Origin of the sequence: Enterobacter sp. 148H3, from assembly GCF_034107425.1 — a bacterium.
Classification (GTDB): Bacteria; Pseudomonadota; Gammaproteobacteria; order Enterobacterales; family Enterobacteriaceae; genus Enterobacter; species Enterobacter vonholyi.
On record NZ_JAWNEI010000001.1, the window covers coordinates 165,210 to 187,902 of the forward strand.

At 52.5% G+C, this 22,693-nt stretch carries 19 protein-coding genes and 6 tRNA genes; 11 read left to right on the forward strand and 14 right to left on the reverse strand.

All coding sequences use genetic code 11. The annotated features are described in order from the left end of the window. Positions 1-86: 86 nt before the first annotated feature. From USH94_RS00750 to USH94_RS00765, 4 genes are all read right to left on the reverse strand, one after another. A tRNA-Lys gene (locus tag USH94_RS00750) sits at positions 87-162 on the reverse strand. Between the two features lie 4 nt (positions 163-166). Beyond that, positions 167-242, reverse strand: a tRNA-Val gene (locus USH94_RS00755). A gap of 29 nt (positions 243-271) precedes the next feature. Beyond that, positions 272-347: transfer RNA gene (locus tag USH94_RS00760), tRNA-Val, on the reverse strand. 41 nt (positions 348-388) lie between these two features. Further along, positions 389-464 (reverse strand) — tRNA-Val (locus USH94_RS00765). A 258-nt stretch (positions 465-722) separates the two neighbouring features. Between USH94_RS00765 and gltX the strand changes: the two genes are divergently transcribed. Next, positions 723-2,138 (forward strand): glutamate--tRNA ligase, encoded by a 1,416-nt coding sequence (gene gltX / locus USH94_RS00770; RefSeq protein ID WP_111965209.1) that lies wholly within the window; start codon positions 723-725, stop codon positions 2,136-2,138. Positions 2,139-2,182: 44 nt separating this feature from the next. Here gltX and USH94_RS00775 read toward each other — a convergent pair whose 3' ends face one another. Next, positions 2,183-2,575, reverse strand: a complete 393-nt coding sequence (locus USH94_RS00775) for a YfeC-like transcriptional regulator (protein WP_111965210.1) — start codon at positions 2,573-2,575, stop codon at positions 2,183-2,185. Position 2,576: 1 nt separating this feature from the next. Then, positions 2,577-2,939: a YfeC-like transcriptional regulator gene (locus USH94_RS00780; protein WP_111965211.1), complete on the reverse strand. Its 363-nt coding sequence runs from the start codon at positions 2,937-2,939 to the stop codon at positions 2,577-2,579. Positions 2,940-3,156: 217 nt separating this feature from the next. Here USH94_RS00780 and USH94_RS00785 point away from each other — a divergent pair. The 3 genes from USH94_RS00785 (at position 3,157) to USH94_RS00795 (ending at position 5,753) form a co-directional block, all read left to right on the forward strand. Next, a tRNA-Ala gene (locus tag USH94_RS00785) sits at positions 3,157-3,232 on the forward strand. Positions 3,233-3,273: 41 nt separating this feature from the next. After that, positions 3,274-3,349 (forward strand) — tRNA-Ala (locus tag USH94_RS00790). 214 nt (positions 3,350-3,563) lie between these two features. Next, a complete protein-coding gene (locus USH94_RS00795; RefSeq protein ID WP_111965212.1) occupies positions 3,564-5,753 on the forward strand; it encodes an EAL domain-containing protein in 2,190 nt (729 codons plus the stop codon). Between the two features lie 44 nt (positions 5,754-5,797). Here USH94_RS00795 and USH94_RS00800 read toward each other — a convergent pair whose 3' ends face one another. Further along, the gene (locus USH94_RS00800; protein ID WP_008501591.1) at positions 5,798-6,985 is read right to left on the reverse strand and encodes a NupC/NupG family nucleoside CNT transporter; all 1,188 of its coding nucleotides are present in this window, start codon (positions 6,983-6,985) and stop codon (positions 5,798-5,800) included. Positions 6,986-7,333: 348 nt separating this feature from the next. On the opposite strand from USH94_RS00800, the gene USH94_RS00805 reads away from it, so the two are divergent. Next, positions 7,334-8,572, forward strand: coding sequence for an Nramp family divalent metal transporter (locus USH94_RS00805; RefSeq protein ID WP_008501590.1), 1,239 nt, complete (start codon positions 7,334-7,336; stop codon positions 8,570-8,572). A gap of 32 nt (positions 8,573-8,604) precedes the next feature. On the opposite strand, the gene USH94_RS00810 is transcribed toward USH94_RS00805, so the two are convergent. Together USH94_RS00810 and mgrA are read right to left on the reverse strand one after the other, a co-directional pair. Beyond that, complete coding sequence (locus tag USH94_RS00810) at positions 8,605-8,946, reverse strand: DUF2502 domain-containing protein (protein WP_111965213.1); 342 nt, start codon at positions 8,944-8,946, stop codon at positions 8,605-8,607. Positions 8,947-9,073: 127 nt separating this feature from the next. After that, positions 9,074-10,072, reverse strand: coding sequence for an L-glyceraldehyde 3-phosphate reductase (mgrA, locus tag USH94_RS00815; RefSeq protein ID WP_111965214.1), 999 nt, complete (start codon positions 10,070-10,072; stop codon positions 9,074-9,076). 185 nt (positions 10,073-10,257) lie between these two features. Between mgrA and ipdC the strand changes: the two genes are divergently transcribed. Continuing rightward, entirely contained in the window at positions 10,258-11,916 is a 1,659-nt protein-coding gene (ipdC, locus tag USH94_RS00820; protein WP_111965215.1) for an indolepyruvate decarboxylase, read from the forward strand. Here ipdC and USH94_RS00825 read toward each other — a convergent pair whose 3' ends face one another. Continuing rightward, positions 11,917-13,152 carry an ion channel protein gene (locus tag USH94_RS00825; protein ID WP_111965216.1) on the reverse strand — a complete coding sequence of 412 codons (1,236 nt, stop codon included), beginning with the start codon at positions 13,150-13,152 and terminating at the stop codon, positions 11,917-11,919. Between the two features lie 205 nt (positions 13,153-13,357). On the opposite strand from USH94_RS00825, the gene glk reads away from it, so the two are divergent. Further along, positions 13,358-14,323 (forward strand): glucokinase, encoded by a 966-nt coding sequence (gene glk / locus USH94_RS00830; RefSeq protein ID WP_111965217.1) that lies wholly within the window; start codon positions 13,358-13,360, stop codon positions 14,321-14,323. 35 nt (positions 14,324-14,358) lie between these two features. On the opposite strand, the gene USH94_RS00835 is transcribed toward glk, so the two are convergent. Next, a complete protein-coding gene (locus USH94_RS00835; protein WP_111965218.1) occupies positions 14,359-15,090 on the reverse strand; it encodes a LytR/AlgR family response regulator transcription factor in 732 nt (243 codons plus the stop codon). A 3-nt stretch (positions 15,091-15,093) separates the two neighbouring features. Next, on the reverse strand, positions 15,094-16,800 hold the full coding sequence (locus USH94_RS00840; protein WP_111965219.1) for a sensor histidine kinase: 1,707 nt from the start codon (positions 16,798-16,800) through the stop codon (positions 15,094-15,096). Between the two features lie 386 nt (positions 16,801-17,186). Here USH94_RS00840 and alaC point away from each other — a divergent pair, with 386 nt between their 5' ends. Then, positions 17,187-18,425 carry an alanine transaminase gene (alaC, locus tag USH94_RS00845; RefSeq protein ID WP_023308710.1) on the forward strand — a complete coding sequence of 413 codons (1,239 nt, stop codon included), beginning with the start codon at positions 17,187-17,189 and terminating at the stop codon, positions 18,423-18,425. 52 nt (positions 18,426-18,477) lie between these two features. Here the strand turns inward: alaC and ypdK are convergent, their stop codons facing one another. Together ypdK and lpxP are read right to left on the reverse strand one after the other, a co-directional pair. Further along, a complete protein-coding gene (gene ypdK, locus USH94_RS00850) occupies positions 18,478-18,549 on the reverse strand; it encodes a membrane protein YpdK (RefSeq protein WP_099458937.1) in 72 nt (23 codons plus the stop codon). 358 nt (positions 18,550-18,907) lie between these two features. Continuing rightward, positions 18,908-19,828: a kdo(2)-lipid IV(A) palmitoleoyltransferase gene (gene lpxP, locus USH94_RS00855; RefSeq protein WP_111965333.1), complete on the reverse strand. Its 921-nt coding sequence runs from the start codon at positions 19,826-19,828 to the stop codon at positions 18,908-18,910. 12 nt (positions 19,829-19,840) lie between these two features. Here lpxP and USH94_RS00860 point away from each other — a divergent pair, with 12 nt between their 5' ends. The 3 genes from USH94_RS00860 to tssC all read left to right on the forward strand — a co-directional run bounded on the left by USH94_RS00860 (position 19,841) and on the right by tssC (position 22,692). Beyond that, positions 19,841-19,978, forward strand: a complete 138-nt coding sequence (locus tag USH94_RS00860; protein ID WP_159427010.1) for a hypothetical protein — start codon at positions 19,841-19,843, stop codon at positions 19,976-19,978. Positions 19,979-20,617: 639 nt separating this feature from the next. Next, positions 20,618-21,115: a type VI secretion system contractile sheath small subunit gene (gene tssB, locus USH94_RS00865; RefSeq protein ID WP_111965220.1), complete on the forward strand. Its 498-nt coding sequence runs from the start codon at positions 20,618-20,620 to the stop codon at positions 21,113-21,115. A 32-nt stretch (positions 21,116-21,147) separates the two neighbouring features. Further along, complete coding sequence (tssC, locus tag USH94_RS00870) at positions 21,148-22,692, forward strand: type VI secretion system contractile sheath large subunit (protein ID WP_111965221.1); 1,545 nt, start codon at positions 21,148-21,150, stop codon at positions 22,690-22,692. Position 22,693: the final 1 nt, after the last annotated feature.

The following is a 22,693-nucleotide window of genomic DNA, read 5'->3' on the forward strand; positions in this document are numbered from 1 at the left end:
CAATCAGTATTGATTGCGACGTTGAAGGCAGGGAAGTAGACAAACTGCGGATAGCAAAAAGGCGCCTTTAGGGCGCCTTTTTACATTGGTGGGTCGTGCAGGATTCGAACCTGCGACCAATTGATTAAAAGTCAACTGCTCTACCAACTGAGCTAACGACCCGAAATGGTGGGCGATGACGGGCTCGAACCGCCGACCCCCTCCGTGTAAAGGAGATGCTCTACCAACTGAGCTAATCGCCCATTTCGGAACTGCTGTGATAAGGTGAGAATGGTGGGCGATGACGGGCTCGAACCGCCGACCCCCTCCGTGTAAAGGAGATGCTCTACCAACTGAGCTAATCGCCCAATCTCAATTCTTATCTACACTGCGGGTCTACCGAAGTAGATGGTGGGTGATGACGGGCTCGAACCGCCGACCCCCTCCGTGTAAAGGAGATGCTCTACCAACTGAGCTAATCACCCCCGCTGTGTGGAGTCGCATTATAGGGAGAGTTGAAAATGAGTCAACGCATTTTCTAAAGTTTTTATTCGTTCGTCGTAAAATTAAGCAAAACGATCGCGAAACGGGCTGTGGCGCATGATTTCTAAACAAAAATCGCAAACTCGGTCACGATAAAGGGATCAACATTGAGGAATCGCCGCACAGTGATAGAATATTGCCCATCGTTTTTTCCCCAGGATTTGCCGATTGCCGGCATCTTTATAACGTAAGGCCATTTCATGAAAATCAAAACTCGCTTCGCGCCGAGCCCGACAGGCTATCTGCACGTCGGTGGTGCACGTACCGCTCTCTATTCCTGGCTTTTCGCACGCCACAACAAAGGTGAGTTCGTGCTGCGTATTGAAGACACCGATCTTGAGCGCTCCACGCCAGAAGCAATTGAAGCCATTATGGATGGGATGAACTGGCTGAATCTGGAATGGGACGAAGGCCCGTATTTCCAGACCAAACGCTTTGACCGCTATAACGCCGTCATTGATGGAATGCTGGTCGCGGGCACGGCGTATAAGTGCTACTGCTCCAAAGAGCGTCTGGATGCGCTGCGCGAAGAGCAGATGGCGAATGGTGAAAAGCCGCGTTATGACGGCCGCTGCCGCCATGACCACAGCGAGCATGCTGCTGATGAGCCTTGCGTTGTGCGTTTTGCTAACCCGCAAGAGGGATCTGTGATCTTTGACGACCAGATCCGTGGCCCGATCGAATTCAGCAACCAGGAGCTGGACGATCTGATCATCCGCCGCACCGATGGTTCCCCAACCTACAACTTCTGCGTGGTGGTTGACGACTGGGATATGGAAATTACTCACGTTGTCCGTGGTGAAGACCACATCAACAACACGCCACGTCAGATCAACATCCTGAAGGCGCTGAACGCCCCTGTGCCTGTTTATGCGCACGTCTCCATGATCAACGGCGACGACGGGAAAAAGCTGTCTAAACGTCACGGCGCGGTCAGCGTCATGCAGTATCGCGACGACGGTTATCTGCCAGAAGCGCTGCTGAACTATCTGGTGCGTCTGGGCTGGGCTCACGGTGACCAGGAGATCTTCAGCCGTGAAGAGATGATCGAACTGTTCTCTCTGAGCTCTGTCAGCAAATCAGCGAGCGCGTTTAATACCGACAAGCTCCAGTGGCTGAACCATCACTACATCAATACCATGCCTCCAGAATATGTGGCGACGTACCTGCAGTGGCACATTGAGCAGGCAAATATTGATACCCGCACTGGCCCTGAGCTGGTGGATCTGGTGAAACTGCTCGGCGAGCGCTGCAAAACTCTGAAAGAGATTGCTGAAAGCTGCCGCTACTTCTATGAAGAGTTTGCTGAGTTCGACGCGGACGCCGCGAAGAAACACCTCCGTCCGGTTGCGCGTCAGCCGCTGGAAGTGGTGCGTGACAAGCTGGCTGCGCTCACCGAATGGACCGCTGAGAATGTGCATCACGCCATTCAGGCGACGGCAGACGAGCTGGAAATCGGCATGGGTAAAGTCGGTATGCCACTGCGCGTTGCGGTGACCGGTGCGGGTCAGTCTCCGGCGCTGGACGTAACGGTTCATGCCATCGGCAAATCACGCAGCGTGGCGCGCATTAACAAGGCGCTGGACTTTATCGCTGAACGAGAAAATCAGCAGTAATAACGTCTCAGATAAAACAAACGGCAGGGGAACCTGCCGTTTTTTTATGCTTCTTCTTCTGCTATACCCAGACGCTTAAGAAATCCGTGTATGCCTTCGCGCTTCAATAACGCATCCAGACGCTTCTGCTCCGGCTTAGTCATACTCTCCAGCGTCTCAATAATGCCCGGATACAGGTTTGAAGAGGGGGTATTGTAGGAAGACGTGGCCTCCGCGAGATGGTAAACCTCGTGAGGGGTGCGAATTGCCGGGAGGCTCATAATATGTTCCTTCACGCGCGCATCGACATGAATGAGTCGCGCGCGACCGCCTTTCACGCCGTTGAGCCCTTCGGTTTTCCATCCCTGCTGGCGTATCCAACGATTAACCGTTTGCCTGGCGACGCCCAAACTCTCCGCCAGCTCTTCCGTGGTCATTTTGCTCCGTAATCTTTTCATATCAGTCCCGATCGCGAATCCCTAAACGTTGCAACAATCCGGTGATCCCTTCCCGCAGTAATAGCGATGTCATCTGCTTCTGCTCTTCCAGCGTCATTTCATTGGCTAGCGTCAGGAGCAGGGTGTGAAGTGAACTATCATGACTGACGCCTTCTGGCAGTTCGGATGTTTCGCTTTCCCGACGTGCACTGCGGATAAATTCACGGACTTTTTCGTTCACATGTACCAGACGCGCTTTCCCGCCCTGGACGCCTGGTTTAGGTGACGTAATCCAACCCTCTTTGCGTACCCATTTATTGATGGTCTGTCGGCTATAGCCAGTGAGGAGGGCTAACTCTTCTGGCGTCATTCGTTCCTTGATCATGCAATTTCCTGAATATCAGTGGGGTTAATTAGCGGCTCATTTTATAGCACCGTTTAACGTGAAAACGTGACAGGCTTAACTCCTGACTGCGAGCAGGCTCGCAAAGTGATTCATTTGCATGATTTTTCGGCGATTGAATAGCTGGAATTGATTTTGCCGTTGACACTCCGCAGCGGAATTCATATTATGCCGCCCGTCAACATGACAGCTTTACGATGGGGCTATAGCTCAGCTGGGAGAGCGCTTGCATGGCATGCAAGAGGTCAGCGGTTCGATCCCGCTTAGCTCCACCAAACTCTGAACCCAACAGAGTGCGGTCAGTAAAGTCATATGTGGGGCTATAGCTCAGCTGGGAGAGCGCTTGCATGGCATGCAAGAGGTCAGCGGTTCGATCCCGCTTAGCTCCACCAAAATTGTAAACCCTCGTCGAATGACGGGGGTTTTTTTTATCTGTTTGTAACGCCCTTTACCGCATTTTGTTATCAAAAAGAAGGTATTTCTGTACCTCGCCTCAATCGTAATCAATAAACCGGTCTATAAATAGACTTGAACTTGATTCGCGCAATTAATAAACCTATTATCCATCCGGTCAATGATTCTCCTGGAAAATAACGTCCCTGATTAATGAATAAAAAAACGTATGATAATGTAAAGATATTTATGATTGCCCTGGCACTTTGCCTGATTGCGGTACCTGTCTCCCGTTATCTTTCTCCACGCGCAATTGTTAATGGTCACGACGTTTATTTAGCATGGTTGCCACTCAGCGTTATGCTGGCGGTCATTCTGATATTTGGGCGCAGAGCAATTCTTCCCATTCTGTTAGGTTTTACTGTCACTAATTTATTCTATATTAATTTAGCGCCGCTACAATATCCAGTTTTACTGTTCTGTCAGACCTTTGCGTTATTCGCGGGGTGCGGCCTGCTACGCCTTATGCTGGGCAAGCGCTGGCGCTACAGTATCCCTAACAAACACATCGGGCTTCGTATATTCTGGCTCGGTTTTGTCGTGCCATTAGGTATTAAGCTGTCGATGTATATGGCAGGCTATTTCTTTGATTTTCCGGTGACAATTTCGACCTATTTCGGCGAAGGTACGGTAATTTATAACGTTGTGGATATTCAAAGCCTGATATGCGCGGCGCTGATTTTTACCATGATGTTCTATTACCCGTTAAGAATGATAATTAATCCTCGTTATGCCGTCACCTTCTGGCGGCGAAGCGTGAAGCCCGTGTTTTATCACAAGAATCCATTATATATTTTTGTCTGGTTAGCGCTTTTAAGCTTCATTCTTGTCATTTTATGTGGTCCTTTTGAGTCACCGGTCATTGCGGGCTATTTGATGCCGCTGATATTTATTCTTTTTACCTTAGCGATAAGCCGCCTGACCTATGCGTTGATTTCTCTGCTGTGGGCCACATCAGCGCTCCTGCTGCTGACATACAACTATAATTTCCTTAACGGGGTGGAATCGGGACATTCGCTCTCCTTTATCCTCTCCGTGCTGATTTCTTTCGCCATCTGTTTGCTTTACATGTCTCGCATTTACCAGCGCAGCGAGTGGCTGAAGCGGGGCTGGCAGGACAGGGCACTGACCGATCCTCTTACCGGTCTGCCTAATATTCGTGCGCTGGAGGATTACCTTGAAATTCATCCGGATGCCAAAGTGTGCATTTTGCGCATGGATAATCTGGAGTTTTTGAGCCGCCACTACGGGATTATCATGCGGGTCCATTGCAAACGAACGATCGCCACGTCGCTCCAGCCGCTCCTGCAAAAAGATGAGATGCTCTTCCAGCTGCCCGGAAGCGAGCTGGTGCTGGTATTGCTTGGGCCCGAAATTGCTGAACGACTCCAGCATATGGTCGATCGGCTCAACAGCAATAAGATTTTCTGGAACAACACCGGGCTGGATATTGAGTTTGGCGCGTCATGGGGAATGGTCGAAGACGGCGAGAAACTGCATCATACGCTTGGGCAGCTAAGCTGGTTGGCAGAGCAGGCAGGCGGAGCGCAAAACGTTCTCGCGCTGACGAATAGCCTTGAGGTGGCATCAGGGCAAACGACAGAGCGTGTCCTGATGCTGGCCCGGATTAAGCATGCGCTTGAGGCGGGGCAGTTCCATTTATATGCGCAGCCGATCCAGAAGGCGGACGGGAGCGGGTACTATGAAATCCTGACGCGAATGGAAAGTGAGGGGGAGATTATTACTCCTGACCGCTTTATTCCGCTGATTGCGCAGTTCAACCTCAGCCATCGGTTTGATATGTGCGTCATGGAAAAATTACTGGTATGGCTGCGAGATAACCCTGCAACGCACGCTGGCACCCGTTTTTCCATCAACCTGATGCCGCTGACGCTGATGCAAAAAGAGGTGGCGACCGAGATTTGCGCGCTGTTTGAACGGTACGGCGTTGCGCCTCAGGCCGTCGTGATTGAGATTACTGAAGAGCAGGCTTTCTCAAATTCAGGCACGAGTATCAATAATATTCAGCAATTGCGGGAGTATGGTTTCCGGATCGCCATCGATGATTTTGGTACTGGCTACGCTAACTATGAGCGTCTCAGACGCCTGCAGGCGGACATCATTAAAATCGACGGCTGCTTTGTGAAAGACATTTGTACAGACGACATGGATGCAATGATTGTGCAGTCGATGTGTAATCTGGCAAAGACAAAATCGCTCTGCGTCGTCGCGGAATATGTGGAAACACCGGCGCAGCGGGAGATGCTGCTCCGCTTCGGTGTGGATTACCTGCAGGGCTACCTGATAGGCAAACCCAAACCGCTGGAAGAATTACGGACATAAAAAAACCGGGAGCCAGGCTCCCGGTTTTTGTTTCACGGTAAACGTTACAGAACCAGTGCCGCAATGGACGCTGACAGGACGCTAACCAGCGTAGAGCCGTAAACCAGTTTCAGGCCGAAGCGAGATACCACGTTACCCTGTTCTTCGTTCAGACCTTTAATCGCACCCGCGATAATCCCGATGGACGAGAAGTTCGCGAAGGAGACCAGGAACACGGAGAGAATGCCTTCCGCACGCGGAGAAAGCGTACTGGCAATTTTCTGCAGATCCATCATTGCAACGAATTCGTTAGAAACCAGCTTGGTTGCCATGATACTGCCCACCTGCAGCGCTTCGTGAGCCGGAACACCCATCACCCATGCAACCGGATAGAAGATGTAGCCCAGAATCCCCTGGAAGGAGATACCCAGCACCGCAGCGAACAGGGCGTTCAGCGCAGAAATCAGCGCAATGAAGCCGATCAGCATGGCGGCAACGATAATCGCGACTTTGAAACCGGCCAGAATATACTCACCCAGCATTTCGAAGAAGCTCTGGCCTTCGTGCAGGTTTGACATCTGAATGTTCTCTTCGCTTGCGTCAACGCGGTACGGGTTGATCAGCGACAGAACGATAAAGGTGCTGAACATGTTCAGAACCAACGCAGCAACCACGTATTTTGGTTCCAGCATGGTCATATACGCGCCCACGATAGACATGGAAACGGTAGACATTGCGGTTGCCGCCATGGTGTACATGCGGTTGCGGGACATCTTGCCGAGAATATCTTTATACGCGATGAAGTTCTCAGACTGACCGAGGATCAGGGAACTAACGGCGTTGAAGGATTCCAGCTTGCCCATACCGTTCACTTTGGATAACAGGAAACCAATTCCACGAATCACGAACGGCAGAACACGGATGTGCTGCAGAATACCGATCAGCGCGGAGATGAAGACGATAGGGCAGAGAACCTTCAGGAAGAAGAACGCCAGACCTTCGTCGTTCATTTTACCGAAGACAAAGTTGGTCCCTTCGTTGGCGAATCCGAGCAGTTTTTCGAACATTTCGGAGAAGCCTTTCACGAAGCCGAGGCCTACGTTGGAGTTCAGGAAGAACCACGCAAGTAAAACTTCAATGACCAGCAGTTGAACAACATAACGGATACGAATTTTTTTGCGGTCTGTGCTGACCAGCAATGCAAGTGCAGTAACGACAACAAGTGCCAGGACAAAGTGAAGGACGCGGTCCATATTTGCTCCAAATATGAGGCAGGTTTAATTTTCGTGCACATTCTATGTAACAAGCGAAAAGAAAACGAGATCGAGGACACACTATAGTTACATCCTGTGACGAGTCTCAAAAATAGTGATCCACAATACATTTTTGTTATGTTAGGTAAATGAGTGAAAAGTTAAGTTTGTGTGCTAGTCTTCACAAAAGCATGCGCGATTTCAGTTTCGGTTAGATCGCCCCACCTACCCGCCCGTCTATCGTTCAAAGCTATCAGAGAAATCACTGCAAACTTCATAAATGATCTTGATAATCATTCTCATTTTGATAGCATTAAACATAGCAAAGGCTATATTTCAGAGGCAGACATGACAAACAGTCGCGTAGAGGGTAGCAGTGGCAGAGCCGCGCGCAAGTTGCGGTTCGCATTAATGGGACCTGCGTTCATCGCTGCCATTGGCTATATCGATCCAGGAAACTTTGCGACCAATATTCAGGCCGGGGCCAGCTTCGGCTATAAGCTGCTGTGGGTGGTCGTCTGGGCTAACCTGATGGCGATGCTGATTCAGATGCTCTCCGCAAAGCTGGGGATTGCGACGGGTAAAAACCTGGCGGAGCAAATTCGCGACCATTACCCGCGCCCCGCCGTCTGGCTCTACTGGGTTCAGGCTGAAATCATCGCCATGGCCACTGACCTCGCTGAGTTTATCGGTGCAGCGATCGGCTTTAAGCTGATTCTGGGCGTGTCGCTGTTGCAAGGGGCGGTGCTGACCGGGATTGCCACTTTCCTCATCCTGATGCTGCAGCGTCGGGGTCAAAAGCCGCTGGAGAAGGTGATTGGTGGTCTGCTGCTTTTTGTGGCGGCGGCCTACATTGTCGAGCTGATTTTCTCACAGCCGAATCTGGCACAGCTCGGTAAAGGGATGGCGATCCCAAGCCTGCCAACGTCGGAAGCGGTGTTCCTGGCCGCCGGGGTGCTGGGGGCGACCATCATGCCGCACGTGATTTATTTGCACTCCTCGCTGACGCAGCATCTCCACGGTGGGACGCGTAAAGAGCGTTACTCCGCCACCAAGTGGGACGTCGCGATCGCTATGACCATCGCAGGGTTTGTAAACCTGGCGATGATGGCGACTGCAGCCGCGGCTTTCCACTTTAACGGTCATACCGGTATTGCCGATCTCGACCAGGCGTATCTCACGCTGGAGCCGTTGCTGAGCCATGCTGCCGCCACGATATTTGGTCTCAGCCTGGTAGCTGCAGGCCTCTCTTCTACGGTGGTGGGCACGCTGGCAGGCCAAGTGGTGATGCAGGGGTTTGTCCGCTTCCACATTCCGCTGTGGGTTCGTCGCTCCGTCACCATGCTGCCGTCATTTGTGGTGATTCTGATGGGTCTCGACCCAACGCGAATTCTGGTCATGAGCCAGGTTCTGCTGAGTTTTGGTATCGCGCTGGCGCTGGTGCCGCTGCTGATCTTTACCAGCAACAAAACTCTGATGGGCGAGCTGGTTAACTCAACGCTGGTAAAACGAACCGGATGGGCCATCGTGGTGGTGGTCGTTGCGCTGAACCTGTGGTTGTTGGTGGGAACCGCACTGGGTCTTTAACAAAAAAAGGAGCCTCCATGGCTCCTTTTTTATTAGTGGTGATGGCCGTGACCATGACCTTTCCCGCGACCCCAGCCGCCGCGACGGTCGTCACGATCGTTCCAGCCTTCACGGTAGCCGCGCTCATACGCGTTGTCTTTATACCAGCCGCGGTGTCTGCCGTTATCATGTTTCCACCAGCGATCGCCGCGCCATTCATAATGACGGTGCCAGTAGTCACGGTCGCGCCAGTAGCCGCCGTCCCAGTATCTGCCGTAGTCGTCACGATCGCCAATTTGTAATTTTACTGATGGCAACAGGGTGATTTCGCCCGCAGTGGCGATCAGCGGCGCCGAAGCCAGTAATACCGCTGCAAGAATCAGTGACCTGAACATACTCTTTCTCCTTCACGATCGGGGCCTTTGGTGGGCCTGTTAACGCAATTTTACGAGTTGGTAAAGCTTCGTATCATCGCCTCAACTCCGAATTCCTGGGGGAGAGCACTTTTTGCTAAAAACGGTTTTATATTGAACTGCTCAGGATCGCGTCTATACGGGCCAACTCATCCACAGAGAAATGGCGGTTTGCCAGCATCCCCACGGCGTCATCAATTTGAGCCGCTTTACTCGCCCCAATCAGCACTGAGGTCACACTCTCATGACGTAATACCCAGGCCAGCGCCATCTGGGACAGCTTCTGGCCGCGCTCTTCCGCCATGGCGTTCAGCTTTCTAATCTTCTCCAGCTTCTCTTCGGTGAGCTGGTCGGGGTTAAGGAACTGACTGCCGCTTGCCGCGCGTGAGTCTGCGGGAATGCCGTTCAGATAGCGGTTGGTCAGTTGCCCACCGGCCAGCGGCGAGAAGGGAATACAGCCGACTCCTTTTTCCTGCAGCACGTCCAGCAATCCCTCTTCCGGCGCACGCTCAAACAGGGAATATTTCGGCTGGTGGATCAGGCAGGGCGTACCGAGATCGTCAAGGATATCAATCGCCTTGCGGGCCAGTTCAGCGGGGTAGTTGGATAATCCAACATACAGAGCCTTCCCCTGACGCACCGCATGGTCAAGCGCTTTCATGGTTTCCAGCAGCGGCGTCTGCGGGTCAGGACGGTGATGATAGAAGATATCCACATACTCCAGCCCCATCCTCTTCAGGCTTTGATCGAGGCTTGCCAGCAGGTATTTGCGTGACCCCCAGTCGCCGTAAGGACCCTCCCACATGGTATAGCCCGCTTTGGTTGAGATGATTAGCTCGTCGCGCCAGGGCAGGAAGTCCTCCTGTAAAATACGGCCGAAATTACGTTCGGCCGATCCCGGTGGCGGGCCATAGTTGTTGGCAAGGTCGAAATGCGTAATGCCCAGATCGAACGCACGCTGTAAAAGTTGACGGCTGTTTTCGATAAGGGTGGTATCACCGAAGTTATGCCACAGCCCGAGCGAGATGGCGGGCAACCTGAGCCCGCTTTGCCCACAGCGGCGATACTCCATTGTCCCGTAACGATTTTTGTCCGGCTGATAACCCATTTTCGTAACCTCTGGCGCTGAAGTGTAAAATCAGTGTATGCGTTTACATTTTTAGGAAAAAAAGCAGCATAGCGCAGCCTTTTTTGTAAAGCATTCTTTCCATGCCCTTCTTATCGCCAATTCTGGACAGCCATCACGCTTATTTAATACTCAAGGTGAGGTCAACATTAGAAGGATACCTGTTCATGCGTACCCCATACTGCGTCGCCGATTACCTGCTGGACCGTCTTACAGATTGTGGAGCCGATCATCTGTTTGGCGTGCCGGGCGACTATAACCTGCAGTTTCTCGACCACGTGATAGACAGCCCCGATATCTGCTGGGTGGGCTGTGCCAACGAGTTAAACGCCTCTTATGCCGCGGACGGATATGCCCGATGTAAGGGCTTCGCCGCGCTGCTGACGACATTTGGCGTAGGAGAGTTAAGCGCCATGAACGGCATTGCGGGCAGCTATGCCGAACATGTTCCGGTACTGCATATTGTGGGGGCGCCGGGTATGGCGTCACAGCAAAGAGGGGAGCTACTGCACCACACGCTGGGCGACGGTGAGTTTCGTCATTTTTATCATATGAGCGAGCCGATTACTGCTGCACAGGCGATCCTGACCGAACAAAACGCCTGCTATGAAATCGACCGGGTGTTAACCACTATGCTCCGGGAGCGTCGCCCCGGTTATCTGATGTTGCCTGCCGACGTGGCAAAAAAGGCCGCCACGCCTCCTGTAAGCGCTCTCACGCTCCGCCATGCGCATGCCGATAGCGCCTGCCTGAAAGCGTTCCGGGAGGCCGCTGAGAACAAGCTTGCCAGAAGCAAGCGTACTGCGCTGCTGGCCGATTTCCTTGTCCTGCGCCATGGCCTGAAGCATGCGCTACAGAAATGGGTTAAAGACGTGCCGATGGCACATGCCACCATGCTGATGGGCAAAGGAATATTTGACGAACGTCACGCTGGTTTTTACGGCACCTACAGCGGCTCGGCGAGTGCCGGCGCGGTAAAAGAGGCGATTGAAGGGGCTGATATCGTGCTGTGCATCGGGACGCGATTTACCGATACCCTTACCGCCGGCTTCACGCATCAGCTCACCCCGGCACAAACGATAGAAGTTCAGCCTCATGCTTCACGCGTTGGTGATATCTGGTTTACCGGCATCCCCATGCTTCAGGCAATCGAAACGCTGGTGGAGCTGTGTAAACAGCACGTGCACGGTACGCCCGTACCGTCCTCTCAAAACTTGATGGCCTACCCGCAGCCGGATGGCTCGCTGACGCAGGCGAATTTCTGGCAAACGCTGCAGACGTTTATTCGTCCGGGAGACATCATTCTTGCGGATCAGGGCACCTCGGCCTTCGGCGCGATCGACCTTCGTCTGCCGGCGGACGTGAATTTTATCGTCCAGCCGCTGTGGGGATCGATTGGCTATACGCTGGCGGCGGCATTTGGCGCACAGACGGCCTGCCCGAACCGGCGCGTGATTGTTCTGACGGGGGATGGCGCGGCGCAGCTCACCATCCAGGAGCTCGGCTCGATGCTGCGGGATAAACAACACCCCATCATTCTGGTCCTTAACAACGAAGGGTATACGGTGGAAAGAGCGATCCATGGGCCTGAGCAGCGGTATAACGACATTGCGCTATGGAACTGGACGCAAATCCCGCAGGCTCTGAGCCTTGATCCTCAGGCCCAGTGCTGGCGGGTCAGTGAAGCGGAGCAGCTGGCGGACGTCCTTGAAAAAGTAGCGCACCACGAGCGGCTCTCGCTGATTGAGGTGATGCTGCCGAAAGCGGATATCCCGCCGCTGCTGGGGGCGATTACCAAAGCGCTGGAAGCGCGCAATAGCGCCTGATTATTTGTCGTTTCGCCAGGCCATCATCATCGGTTTGCCCGCCAGCAGGAGCCAGGCGGGCAACATCACTATACAAAGCAGAGGGAAAAGCGTTGAATCCGGTACGACTACCGCCGCCATAAACAGGCTTAGCCAGGCGTCGCGCGTGACCACCAGAACCAATCCCAGAATAGAACAAGAGACGGTAATGGCCGCAGGGACCGCATCGACATGCTCGTGCAGCATCAGCCCCAGCGCGACGCCGACAAAAACCGCCGGGAAGATGCGTCCACCGCGGAAACCACAGGCGGCGGCCACCACCAGCGCTGCCAGCTTGATCACGGCAAAAAGCAGATAGTCGGAGACGCTAAACACCTGGCTGAAGGCCAGCTGCTGCATCTCGTCCAGACCTTTGAACAATGTCACCGTCCCGCCGATTGCCCCTAAAATACCGAGGATCAAACCGCCGGCTCCCAGAATCAAAATCGGGTGTTTGAGTCTGTGCATCAGCCGATGCAGACGTGGAAGGCACCATACCGCCACCATGCCCAGCGCAATGGCGATGGCGACGACGATGGCGCCGCTGAAGATATCGGCGATTTGCATCTGGCCGTAGTGTGGCAGGGAGAGTGAAAAATGGGGATGGAAAAACAGGCTGGTGGTCAACGCCCCGGCTGCGGCAGCCATCAGCGGCGCAAACAGCTTATCCCACAGCGGGACATCGTTATTACTACTGAGCGTCTGTGAAAAGATCAGTGCTGCCGCAACGGGCGTGCCGAATAGCGCCCCGATGGTGCCTGCGGAGGCGAGAATGGTCCAGTCCAGCGCGCCGACGCGAGGCAAAATGCGTGAACCGAGAAAAACCGCCAGGCCAATATTCACGGCCATAATCGGGTGCTCAGGACCCAGGCTGACGCCGCCGGCAAGCCCCAGAATCAACGCAATGATTAGCCCTGGCAACGCCGAGGGTGCAACCGGGGCACCAATCAACGGTTCCTGCGCCGGGTCTGGTCCAGCATGGCCGGGACTGAAACGGATCACCAGACCCACCGCTATACCGGTTAACGTCAGCATTCCAACGATCCAGGCAGGAGAATCAGCGGGGACGCCCAGTCCTGCAGGAAGCGCGTTCCATAATAGTGTTTGCAGCACCGACGCGACTTTCATCACGACAATGAGCACCAGACTTGAAACCACGCCAATGATGAGCGCCGGAATGGCCAGCAATAGCATGGTTCTGGCTCGCGGGTGGAGCATGATGATTTCCTTGTACAAAACGGTATTACGTTACTTTGCACATTAAGCCTTATGGCAATAGTGCAAAAGGTGCTGAAACGGTAAAGTTATTCTGTGACGAAGATCGATAATCCACGGGCATTCACCTTCCGGTCGTTGTTGTTATCACGCCTTGAATTTACAGTGTCCCAAAGATTTATTTTGACTTTAGCGGAGCAGTTGAAGAATGACAAAGTATGCGTTGGTAGGTGATGTGGGCGGCACGAACGCGCGCCTCGCATTATGCGATGTAAGTAGCGGTGAAATTTCCCGGGCGAAAACCTATTCCGGGCTGGATTATCCAAGCCTTGAGGCCGTTGTCCGCGTCTATCTGGAAGAACATCAGGTGAGCGTTGAAGATGGCTGCATCGCAATTGCCTGCCCGATAACCGGCGACTGGGTCGCCATGACCAACCATACCTGGGCATTCTCCATCGCCGAAATGAAAAAAAACCTCGGCTTTGCGCATCTTGAAATCATCAATGACTTCACCGCGGTGTCCATGGCGATCCCGATGCTGAAGCCGGAGCATCTGATCCAGTTTGGCGGCGCTGAACCGGTCGAGGGTAAGCCGATTGCTGTCTACGGGGCCGGTACCGGCCTGGGCGTTTCACATCTGGTGCATGTCGCTCAGCGCTGGGTGAGCCTGCCGGGTGAAGGTGGTCACGTGGACTTTGCGCCTAACAGCGAAGAAGAGGGCATTATCCTCGAAGAATTGCGCGCTGAGATCGGCCACGTCTCCGCCGAGCGCGTCCTTTCAGGTCCGGGACTGGTGAACCTGTACCGGGCGATTGTGAAATCAGACGGTCGTCTGCCGGAAAATCTGCATCCAAAAGACGTTACCGAACGCGCGCTGGCGGACAGCTGCATTGACTGCCGTCGTGCCCTGTCGCTGTTCTGCGTGATTATGGGACGCTTCGGCGGCAACCTGGCGCTGACGCTGGGCACCTTCGGGGGCGTTTATATCGCGGGCGGCATTGTGCCGCGCTTCCTGGAGTTCTTCAAAGCCTCCGGCTTCCGCGGCGGATTCGAGGATAAAGGGCGCTTCAGAAGCTACGTGCAGGACATTCCGGTTTATCTGATCGTGCATGATAACCCAGGCCTGCTGGGGTCGGGTGCCCACCTGCGTCAGGTTCTCGGTCAGATTCTCTGATGCTTGGCCCTCTCCCGCGGGAGAGGGCTTTTTCGTTACAGGTGCATGAGCTGGCGGAACTCTTTCACCTTGCTGCGGCTCACCGGCACCTGAAAATCCAGATCCTTCAGGCGCAAGATATAGGTGTTGTTAAACCACGGTTCGATCTCGCGGATCTTGTTTAAATTCACGCAGAACGAGCGGTGGCAGCGGAAAAAGTGCGACGCAGGCAGCTTGCTGCAAAACTCGGTGATGTTCATCGCCATCACGTAAGATTCCCGCCGCGTATAGACAAAGGTCATCTTTTCATGGGCTTCGGCATAGTAGATATCATTGACCGGCGTCACGATGATGCGCTCATCTTTGACCAGATTGATGGTGTCGTTGTCCCTTACCGTTGGGCTGGCGTTAGCAGGGGCTGTCTGCTGCTGCCATGCGGCCTCCAGCTTTTGCAGCATGCTGACAATCCGCGATTCCTGGTAAGGCTTAAGGATATAGTCAAACGCCTCCAGCTCGAAGGCCTCTACGGCGTGCTCTTTCCAGGCGGTAACGAACACAATAAACGGCTTATGGGCAAACTGATTGATGTTTTGCGCCAGTAATACGCCATCCAGCGACGGAATATTGATATCCAGAAAAATGGCGTCGACCCGGTTATGCTGCAAAAACTTCAACACGTCCAGACCGTCATCAAACGTACCCACAATGTCCATCTGGCTGTGGGTGTTGATAAGCCAGGTTAGCTCCTGTTGAGCCAGAATTTCATCTTCGACAATAATAACTTTCATGGGTTACTCCACCTGGGGCAACAGTGATGTTGTCGAATGGACCGGAGAGCGCTCATTCGGGACGTAAAAAGCAATTTCGGTGCCCGGTTCAAGACGCTGAATGTGCAGTCCATCGCCGTAAAGCAGCTTGACCCGGTGGTGCACGTTCAGCAGGCCGATTTTATTTCCGGGCATCTCGTTAGACTCGACGCGCTCAATGACTTTAGGATCAATTCCGTGGCCGGTATCGCGCACGGCAATCCGCACCCGGTTTCCGCTTTCGGTGATGCTGATGGTGACCACCCCTTTGCCTTTACAGGGTTGAATGCCGTGAACAATCGCGTTTTCGACCAGCGGCTGGATAAGCAGGCTCGGTATCACGCAGTTGACCTCTTCATCAATATCGTAAATGACCGTGAGCTTGTCGCCAAAGCGCGCCTGCTCAATCGCGATGTAGTCTTTTATCTGATACAGCTCTTTTTTGATGTCGATCTGCTCGTCATCTTTCAGCTCGATGTTGTAGCGCAGATAGCGCGACAGATTAAAAATCAGCTGGCGCGCGGTGTCCGGATTAAGACGAATGGACGAGGAGATGGCGTTCAGCGCGTTAAACAGGAAATGGGGATTGATTTTGCTCTGCAGCGCGCGAAGCTCTGCCTTATTTGCCATCTCACGCAGCTGTTCTGCCCGCGAAACCTCCAGCTGAGTCGAGATAATCTGCGACAGGCCGATGGCCATCTCCTGCAGCGTCGAGGTGATCTGATGCGCGTGGCAGTAATAAATTTTCAGCGTGCCCGTCACGACGCCTTTCTCCCACAGCGGGATCACCAGCATGGAGTGGATTTCCGGCGTTCGGTGGGCTTCATCATTGTTTTTAATAATGATTTTACCGTAGTTAATCGCCTGTCTGGTGGTCGGGCTAATGGTGTCATCGTTGTCGCGATAGTTGTGTTCCCCCACGCCGACGTAGGCCAGCACGTGGTCAATATTGGTGATGGCGACAGCGTCAGCGTGGATATCGTGGCGGATAATTTCGCAGACCTGACGCAATGATTCCGCGTTAACGTGACGGAAGAGCGGCAGCGTTTTGTTGGCGATATCCAGCGCCAGCTTGGCCTGACGTGCGGCGCTTGCTTCTTTTTCGCCTTCAACGCTTTGCACCAGCAGCACAATAAAGCCGATGCACACGCTGCCCAGAATCATCGGAATACCGATTTTCGAGACGATATCTAGCCCCAGCGTGGTGGTGGGGGCCCAGATAACGACCAGGATCATGGTCAGCGTTTCGCACACCATGCCCGCCACGATCCCGGCGCGCCAGCGCTGTTTTTTCGGGATTTTGCGGCTGATCCAGCCGGAGAGCACCCCGGCGATAATACTGGTAATAAAGCAGGGCACCGCCGTGACGCCGCCGATATCAATCAGATAGCGATGGGTTCCGGCAATCACGCCGGTGATGACGCCCACCCACGGGCCAAACAAAATTCCGCCGGACATCACCGCGATAATACGCACGTTAACCAGCGAGCCCTCTACCGGTACGCCTGACCAGGTGCTGAACAGGGCGAACAGGGAAAAGATAGCGGTAACGGCCAGCAGCTCTTTTGGCGAGTGTGCGGATTTGTGCAACAGCTCGCGAAACAGGCGAATGCGAATGAGGAAGAACAGGCAAATCAGCATTAATGCCGCACGGTCAAAAACCGCCAGCAGCATAGTAAATATTTCGTGCACGAGTAGACCTGGGAAAACGGGAAAGAGCCATGATAAAAAACCTGACGCGTATTGACCAGCTATCCGACAGGTTTATCAAATGAGGAAAAACCATAATTTCTAAAGGGGATTGTCTGTCGGTAACGGACACGTCCTGATTTTTTATATCCTGCGTATCGTCAGGTAACTGTTTTGATATCATCCTGTTAAATAACGGCTATCAGAAAGCCAACCCTGAAACAGGGGCTTCCGCTTTTCGGCACAGGAGGGTTCCGGTTTTCAGGCGTTCGCTTTTTTTTCACTTCCCTCTCGACAGCATGATTTTTTTCAGGTTATTTTCTAAGCATGCCACATCGGTGGCAGCGTCGCTCGGACGGTCCGGGCGCTAACGTTAATCTGAGGAATCTATGGCTGAATTCAGTCCTGAACGCCGTTTTACGCGTATCGATCGTCTCCCCCCTTATGTTTTCAATATCACAGCTGAACTGAAAATGGCTGCGCGTCGGCGCGGCGAAGATATTATTGATTTCAGCATGGGTAACCCTGACGGCCCAACGCCACCGCATATCGTTGAGAAGCTCTGCACGGTTGCCCAGCGTCCGGATACGCACGGCTACTCAACCTCTCGCGGTATTCCCAGGTTACGTCGCGCGATCTCGCGCTGGTATCAGGATCGCTATCAGGTTGATATCGATCCGGAAAGTGAAGCGATTGTCACCATCGGCTCGAAAGAGGGGCTGGCACACCTGATGCTGGCTACGCTGGATCATGGCGATACGGTGCTGGTGCCTAATCCAAGCTATCCGATCCATATCTACGGCGCGGTGATTGCCGGCGCCCAGGTCCGCTCTGTGCCGCTGGTGGAAGGTGTCGATTTCTTTAACGAACTGGAACGTGCGATTCGTGAAAGTTATCCGAAACCGAAGATGATGATCCTCGGCTTCCCGTCGAACCCAACGGCGCAGTGCGTGGAGCTTGATTTCTTCGAGAAAGTTGTTGCGCTGGCTAAGCGTTATGACGTGCTGGTGGTTCACGATTTAGCCTATGCTGACATCGTCTATGACGGCTGGAAAGCCCCGTCGATTATGCAGGTCCCGGGCGCGCGTGACGTGGCGGTAGAGTTCTTTACCCTGTCGAAAAGCTACAACATGGCGGGCTGGCGTATTGGCTTTATGGTGGGTAACAAAACGCTGGTGAGCGCACTGGCGCGCATTAAGAGTTACCACGATTACGGCACCTTCACGCCGCTGCAGGTCGCGGCTATCGCTGCCCTGGAGGGCGACCAGCAGTGCGTTCACGAGATTGCCGCCCAGTATAAGCGCCGCCGTGACGTGCTGGTAAAAGGCTTGCATGAGGCGGGCTGGATGGTGGAAATGCCGAAGGCGTCCATGTACGTCTGGGCAAAAATTCCGGAACCGTATGCGGCGATGGGATCGCTGGAGTTTGCCAAAAAACTGCTTCAGGATGCAAAGGTGTGTGTCTCGCCTGGCATTGGATTCGGTGATTATGGCGACACCCATGTGCGATTTGCCCTGATTGAAAACAGCGACCGTATTCGTCAGGCGGTGAGGGGCATCAAGAGTATGTTCCGTGCCGATGGTCTTCTCACCTCAAAGAGCGTCGCAGAACATCCCGCATCGTCATGACATAAAAAAACAGGAGCCGATGGCTCCTGTTTTTTTGACTGCATGTTCTTCACTAAATCATCAGGGCAAAGGTTCCGGCCCAGACTAAAACAATCACCGAAATGCCCATAAAGAAATATTTCACGTTTGCTCGCTCCGCGTATCTTGTGGTACGCATTTAAAAACAGAGTCCACCTGATTATAGAGAGCTGAAATACGGTCAAAACGAAAATGAGAATTTTCCCGTTACGCCGCCGACTCCAGCTCAGAATTCTGTGCTTTCCTGTTGCCAGACGGCGCTAATGTACGCCTAAAAATGAAGGGTGACAAGAGGGATTTTTTTAAATAATTTCCGCTACTTACGAGTGTCGTGGAACGGCGACAGTTTGATTTCACAACGCAATAAATTCACTTTGAGCGACGCAATGAGTGACGAGTTTTCAGCGGGAAGACAGGTGATTGAAAAGGTTAGTTTCTTAGCGAAACTAACCTTCATGAAGAGCTTAAATATAGAGCGAGGCTTCGCCAAGAGGGCGTGTTTTGAAACGACGATGCATCCACAGATACTGCTCAGGAGCACGCATGATTTCAGTTTCGATGACTTTATTGATAAACGCTGCGGCTTCGCACTCGTTTTCCGGATAGTTAGCCATTTCAGGGGAGATGTGCAGACGGTAGCCTGATTTATCTGCTTTTCTCACCATCGTCACGGTCAGCATGGAGGCGCCCGATAATCGAGAAATGACAAAGGTACCGTTAGTCGTCGCAACGTCTTTCACCGCAAAGAAGGGGGCAAAGCTGCTGCCTTTACGTCCATAATCCTGATCGGGTGCAAACCAGACGGCCTCTCCTTTCTTGAGAGCGCCGACCATACCGCGCAGGTTATTACGACTGATCATCGCCTTATTGGAACGCATGCGGCCACGCGTTTGCACCCACTCCATCAGAGCGCTGTTGTGCGGTCTGTAAGTTGCCATCATTGGCTGACAAAGCCCCATCACTCGGCCACCCAACTCCAGCGACATAAAGTGAACGCCGACGACCATCACGCCGCGTTTTTGCATCTGCGCGCGTTTCAGATTATCCAGTCCTTCCACGTCAAACCACTTGCGGACACGCTCATCCGGCCAGAACCAGGCCATGCCCGTTTCAAGCAGCGCCATGCCGATAGACTTGAAGTTTTCAGCAATGAGTTTCTCGCGCTCTTCGGCATTGTACTGCGGAAAACAAAGCTCAATATTTTTACGCGCGATGGATTCGCGACGTTTCAGGAAAACGCGGGAAGCGCTGCCCAGTTTCGACCCCAGCAAGCGCAGGGCAGGGTATGGAAGTTGAACCAGCAGCCAGAGTACGCCAAGACCAAACCATGTAAACCAGTAACGCGGGTGTAAAAACGCGCGTTGAAATTTGGATTGAGACAAAATAGTAGAACCTATATGAAGCCTGTAAAGGTAGCGCAGAGTTTGCGATACGACGTGCCGATAAGACCGTTCTTCAAGGTGATGGTTGCAGGCTTTACCGAACTTTACGGCGTTGCCTGGCCACTGCTGATTTGGGCGGGCGGCGTAATGTAGCACCGTTATACGATATGTGCTATTACTCGTTTTTGATTAAAAAAGCGGCAGCTCAGGAGGTGCTTGATTTTACAGATTTTATCGACTTTCACATGGAAAGCGCCTTTCCTGCCCCAGCGGAACGCAGTAGCGTTAGCGTTCAGAAAGAAAGCGTAACGAAAAAAATGCGTCGTTGATTTTCGCCTAATTAAATATTTACGCGCTCATTTATCCCTTCATATAATACTTAAGAATTTTCTTTATGAAAATTCTTAAGTATTATTCATGCTGTCAATGGAGTGGCCGCCTTCTTTCCTCGTTTACGTTCCCCTTTTAATCGCGCCGCAAAAAGATATTGCAGTTCTTCAGCGTTTTTTGGCGTGGCGCTGTGATGCAAATCAAAACAAGATGTTTTTATTAACATCTCTCTGGCTGCAATCCCTTCTGCGATACAAATATTCGATTTGTGCGAAAAGAGCAGTTTCTTTTTCTGAGTTAATTAGGCAATTTGCGATAATGTATTAGAGGAAAATTCTTAAGAAAATTCTTGTCGTGGATAAATGATCTGTGTATTTGATTTTGTTTCGATCATTATTCTATTATTGCGCATCAAGAACGATACCGTGAAGTTGGCATAGCTAAACAAAGAGGGATGATTAAATGGCTGACAGTTTTCAGAATGAGGTGCCTAAGGCACGTATTAACCTGAAGCTTGACCTGCATACTGGCGGAGCAAGCAAGAAAATGGAATTACCCTTGAAACTGCTTGTTACAGGTGATTTCAGTAATGGACAGGAATCTGCACCAATATCGGAGCGTGAAAAAGTTAATATCAACAAAAATAATTTTGATAGCGTTCTTTCCGAATATTCCCCAAAAGTTAATCTGGCCGTTAAAAATACGCTGTCTGAAGATGGCGGTGAGGACAACATTCAGCTGACTTTCCAGAGCATGAAAGATTTCACGCCAGAGCAGGTGGCGGCCCAAATTCCACAGCTGAAGGCGATGCTGGCAATGCGCAACTTGCTCCGCGATCTGAAGGCCAACCTGCTGGATAACCAGACTTTCCGAAAAGAGCTGGAGAAAATCGTTCTTGACCAGACGCTTAGTGCTGAGTTGCGAAATGAGTTATCCGCGCTGGCTTCAAAAAAACCTTAATCATCATGCTGTTTTAACGGATTAATCAAGGAATGCTCATGTCTGTACAAAATAATACTGCTGGCGGGGAAAGCGTGGTGCTGGAACGCCCTGCTGTGGGTGGGGTGTACGCCTCACTGTTTGAGAAAATCAATCTGAACCCTGTCTCTGAGCTGAGCGCGCTGGACATCTGGCAAGATGCGCAGGCGATGTCGGATGCGACCGCAGACGAGCGTCTGACCGCAGGTATGCAGGTCTTTCTGGAATGCCTGACCAAGGCAGGCTCGAAGGTCGAAAAACTGGATAAAAGCCTGATCGATCACCATATCGCTGAGCTCGACTACCAGATAAGCCGCCAGCTGGACGCCGTTATGCACCATGAAGGGTTTCAGTCGGTTGAGAGCCTGTGGCGCGGAGTGAAGTCGCTGATTGATAAAACAGATTTTCGCCAGAACGTGAAAATCGAGCTTCTGAGCATGTCTAAAGAAGAGCTGCGCCAGGACTTTGAAGACAGCCCGGAAGTCATCCAGAGTGGTTTGTATAAACACACCTACATTGATGAATATGATACCCCAGGCGGCGAGCCGATCGCGGCGTTGATTTCCGCTTATGAGTTCGATGCTTCAGCGCAGGATGTCGCTCTGCTGCGCAACATCTCTAAAGTATCTGCGGCTGCACATATGCCATTTATCGGCTCAGCAGGCCCGAAATTCTTCCTCAAGGAGTCCATGGAAGACGTCGCGGCGATTAAAGATATAGGTAACTATTTTGACCGCGCAGAGTACATCAAGTGGAAATCGTTCCGCGATACGGACGACGCTCGCTACATCGGTCTGGTGATGCCCCGCGTGCTTGGACGTTTACCGTATGGCCCGGATACCGTTCCGGTTCGCAGCTTCAACTATGTTGAAGAAGTCAAAGGTCCGGATCACGACAAATACCTGTGGACGAATGCGTCGTTTGCCTTCGCTTCCAACATGGTGCGTAGCTTTATTAATAACGGCTGGTGTGTCCAAATCCGTGGCCCGCAGGCCGGCGGTGCGGTTCAGGATCTGCCTATCCATCTTTATGATCTGGGGACAGGCAATCAGGTAAAAATACCGAGCGAAGTGATGATCCCTGAAACGCGTGAATTCGAATTCGCGAATCTGGGCTTTATTCCGTTGTCCTACTACAAAAACCGCGACTACGCCTGCTTCTTCTCAGCAAACTCCACTCAGAAACCGGCGCTGTATGACACCGCTGATGCAACGGCCAACAGCCGTATCAATGCGCGTCTGCCGTACATCTTCCTGCTGTCGCGTATCGCCCACTACCTGAAGCTAATTCAGCGCGAGAACATCGGTACCACCAAGGATCGTCGACTACTGGAGCTGGAACTGAACACCTGGGTCCGCAGTCTGGTGACAGAAATGACCGATCCGGGCGACGAGCTGCAGGCGTCTCATCCACTGCGTGATGCAAAAGTGGTGGTGGAAGATATTGAAGATAACCCAGGCTTCTTCCGCGTGAAATTGTATGCGATTCCACACTTCCAGGTGGAAGGGATGGGCGTCAACCTGTCGCTGGTTTCCCAGATGCCGAAAGCGAAATCGTAAT

What these genes read in the sequence shown, in the direction of transcription:
- gltX (WP_111965209.1), top strand. Translation starts at nt 723, where the DNA reads ATGAAAATCAAAACTCGCTTCGCGCCGAGCCCGACAGGCTATCTGCAC.
- USH94_RS00775 (WP_111965210.1), bottom strand. Translation starts at nt 2,575, where the DNA reads ATGAAAAGATTACGGAGCAAAATGACCACGGAAGAGCTGGCGGAGAGT.
- USH94_RS00780 (WP_111965211.1), bottom strand. Translation starts at nt 2,939, where the DNA reads ATGATCAAGGAACGAATGACGCCAGAAGAGTTAGCCCTCCTCACTGGC.
- USH94_RS00795 (WP_111965212.1), top strand. Translation starts at nt 3,564, where the DNA reads ATGAATAAAAAAACGTATGATAATGTAAAGATATTTATGATTGCCCTG.
- USH94_RS00800 (WP_008501591.1), bottom strand. Translation starts at nt 6,985, where the DNA reads ATGGACCGCGTCCTTCACTTTGTCCTGGCACTTGTTGTCGTTACTGCA.
- USH94_RS00805 (WP_008501590.1), top strand. Translation starts at nt 7,334, where the DNA reads ATGACAAACAGTCGCGTAGAGGGTAGCAGTGGCAGAGCCGCGCGCAAG.
- USH94_RS00810 (WP_111965213.1), bottom strand. Translation starts at nt 8,946, where the DNA reads ATGTTCAGGTCACTGATTCTTGCAGCGGTATTACTGGCTTCGGCGCCG.
- mgrA (WP_111965214.1), bottom strand. Translation starts at nt 10,072, where the DNA reads ATGGGTTATCAGCCGGACAAAAATCGTTACGGGACAATGGAGTATCGC.
- ipdC (WP_111965215.1), top strand. Translation starts at nt 10,258, where the DNA reads ATGCGTACCCCATACTGCGTCGCCGATTACCTGCTGGACCGTCTTACA.
- USH94_RS00825 (WP_111965216.1), bottom strand. Translation starts at nt 13,152, where the DNA reads ATGCTCCACCCGCGAGCCAGAACCATGCTATTGCTGGCCATTCCGGCG.
- glk (WP_111965217.1), top strand. Translation starts at nt 13,358, where the DNA reads ATGACAAAGTATGCGTTGGTAGGTGATGTGGGCGGCACGAACGCGCGC.
- USH94_RS00835 (WP_111965218.1), bottom strand. Translation starts at nt 15,090, where the DNA reads ATGAAAGTTATTATTGTCGAAGATGAAATTCTGGCTCAACAGGAGCTA.
- alaC (WP_023308710.1), top strand. Translation starts at nt 17,187, where the DNA reads ATGGCTGAATTCAGTCCTGAACGCCGTTTTACGCGTATCGATCGTCTC.
- USH94_RS00860 (WP_159427010.1), top strand. Translation starts at nt 19,841, where the DNA reads ATGAAGCCTGTAAAGGTAGCGCAGAGTTTGCGATACGACGTGCCGATA.
- tssB (WP_111965220.1), top strand. Translation starts at nt 20,618, where the DNA reads ATGGCTGACAGTTTTCAGAATGAGGTGCCTAAGGCACGTATTAACCTG.
- tssC (WP_111965221.1), top strand. Translation starts at nt 21,148, where the DNA reads ATGCTCATGTCTGTACAAAATAATACTGCTGGCGGGGAAAGCGTGGTG.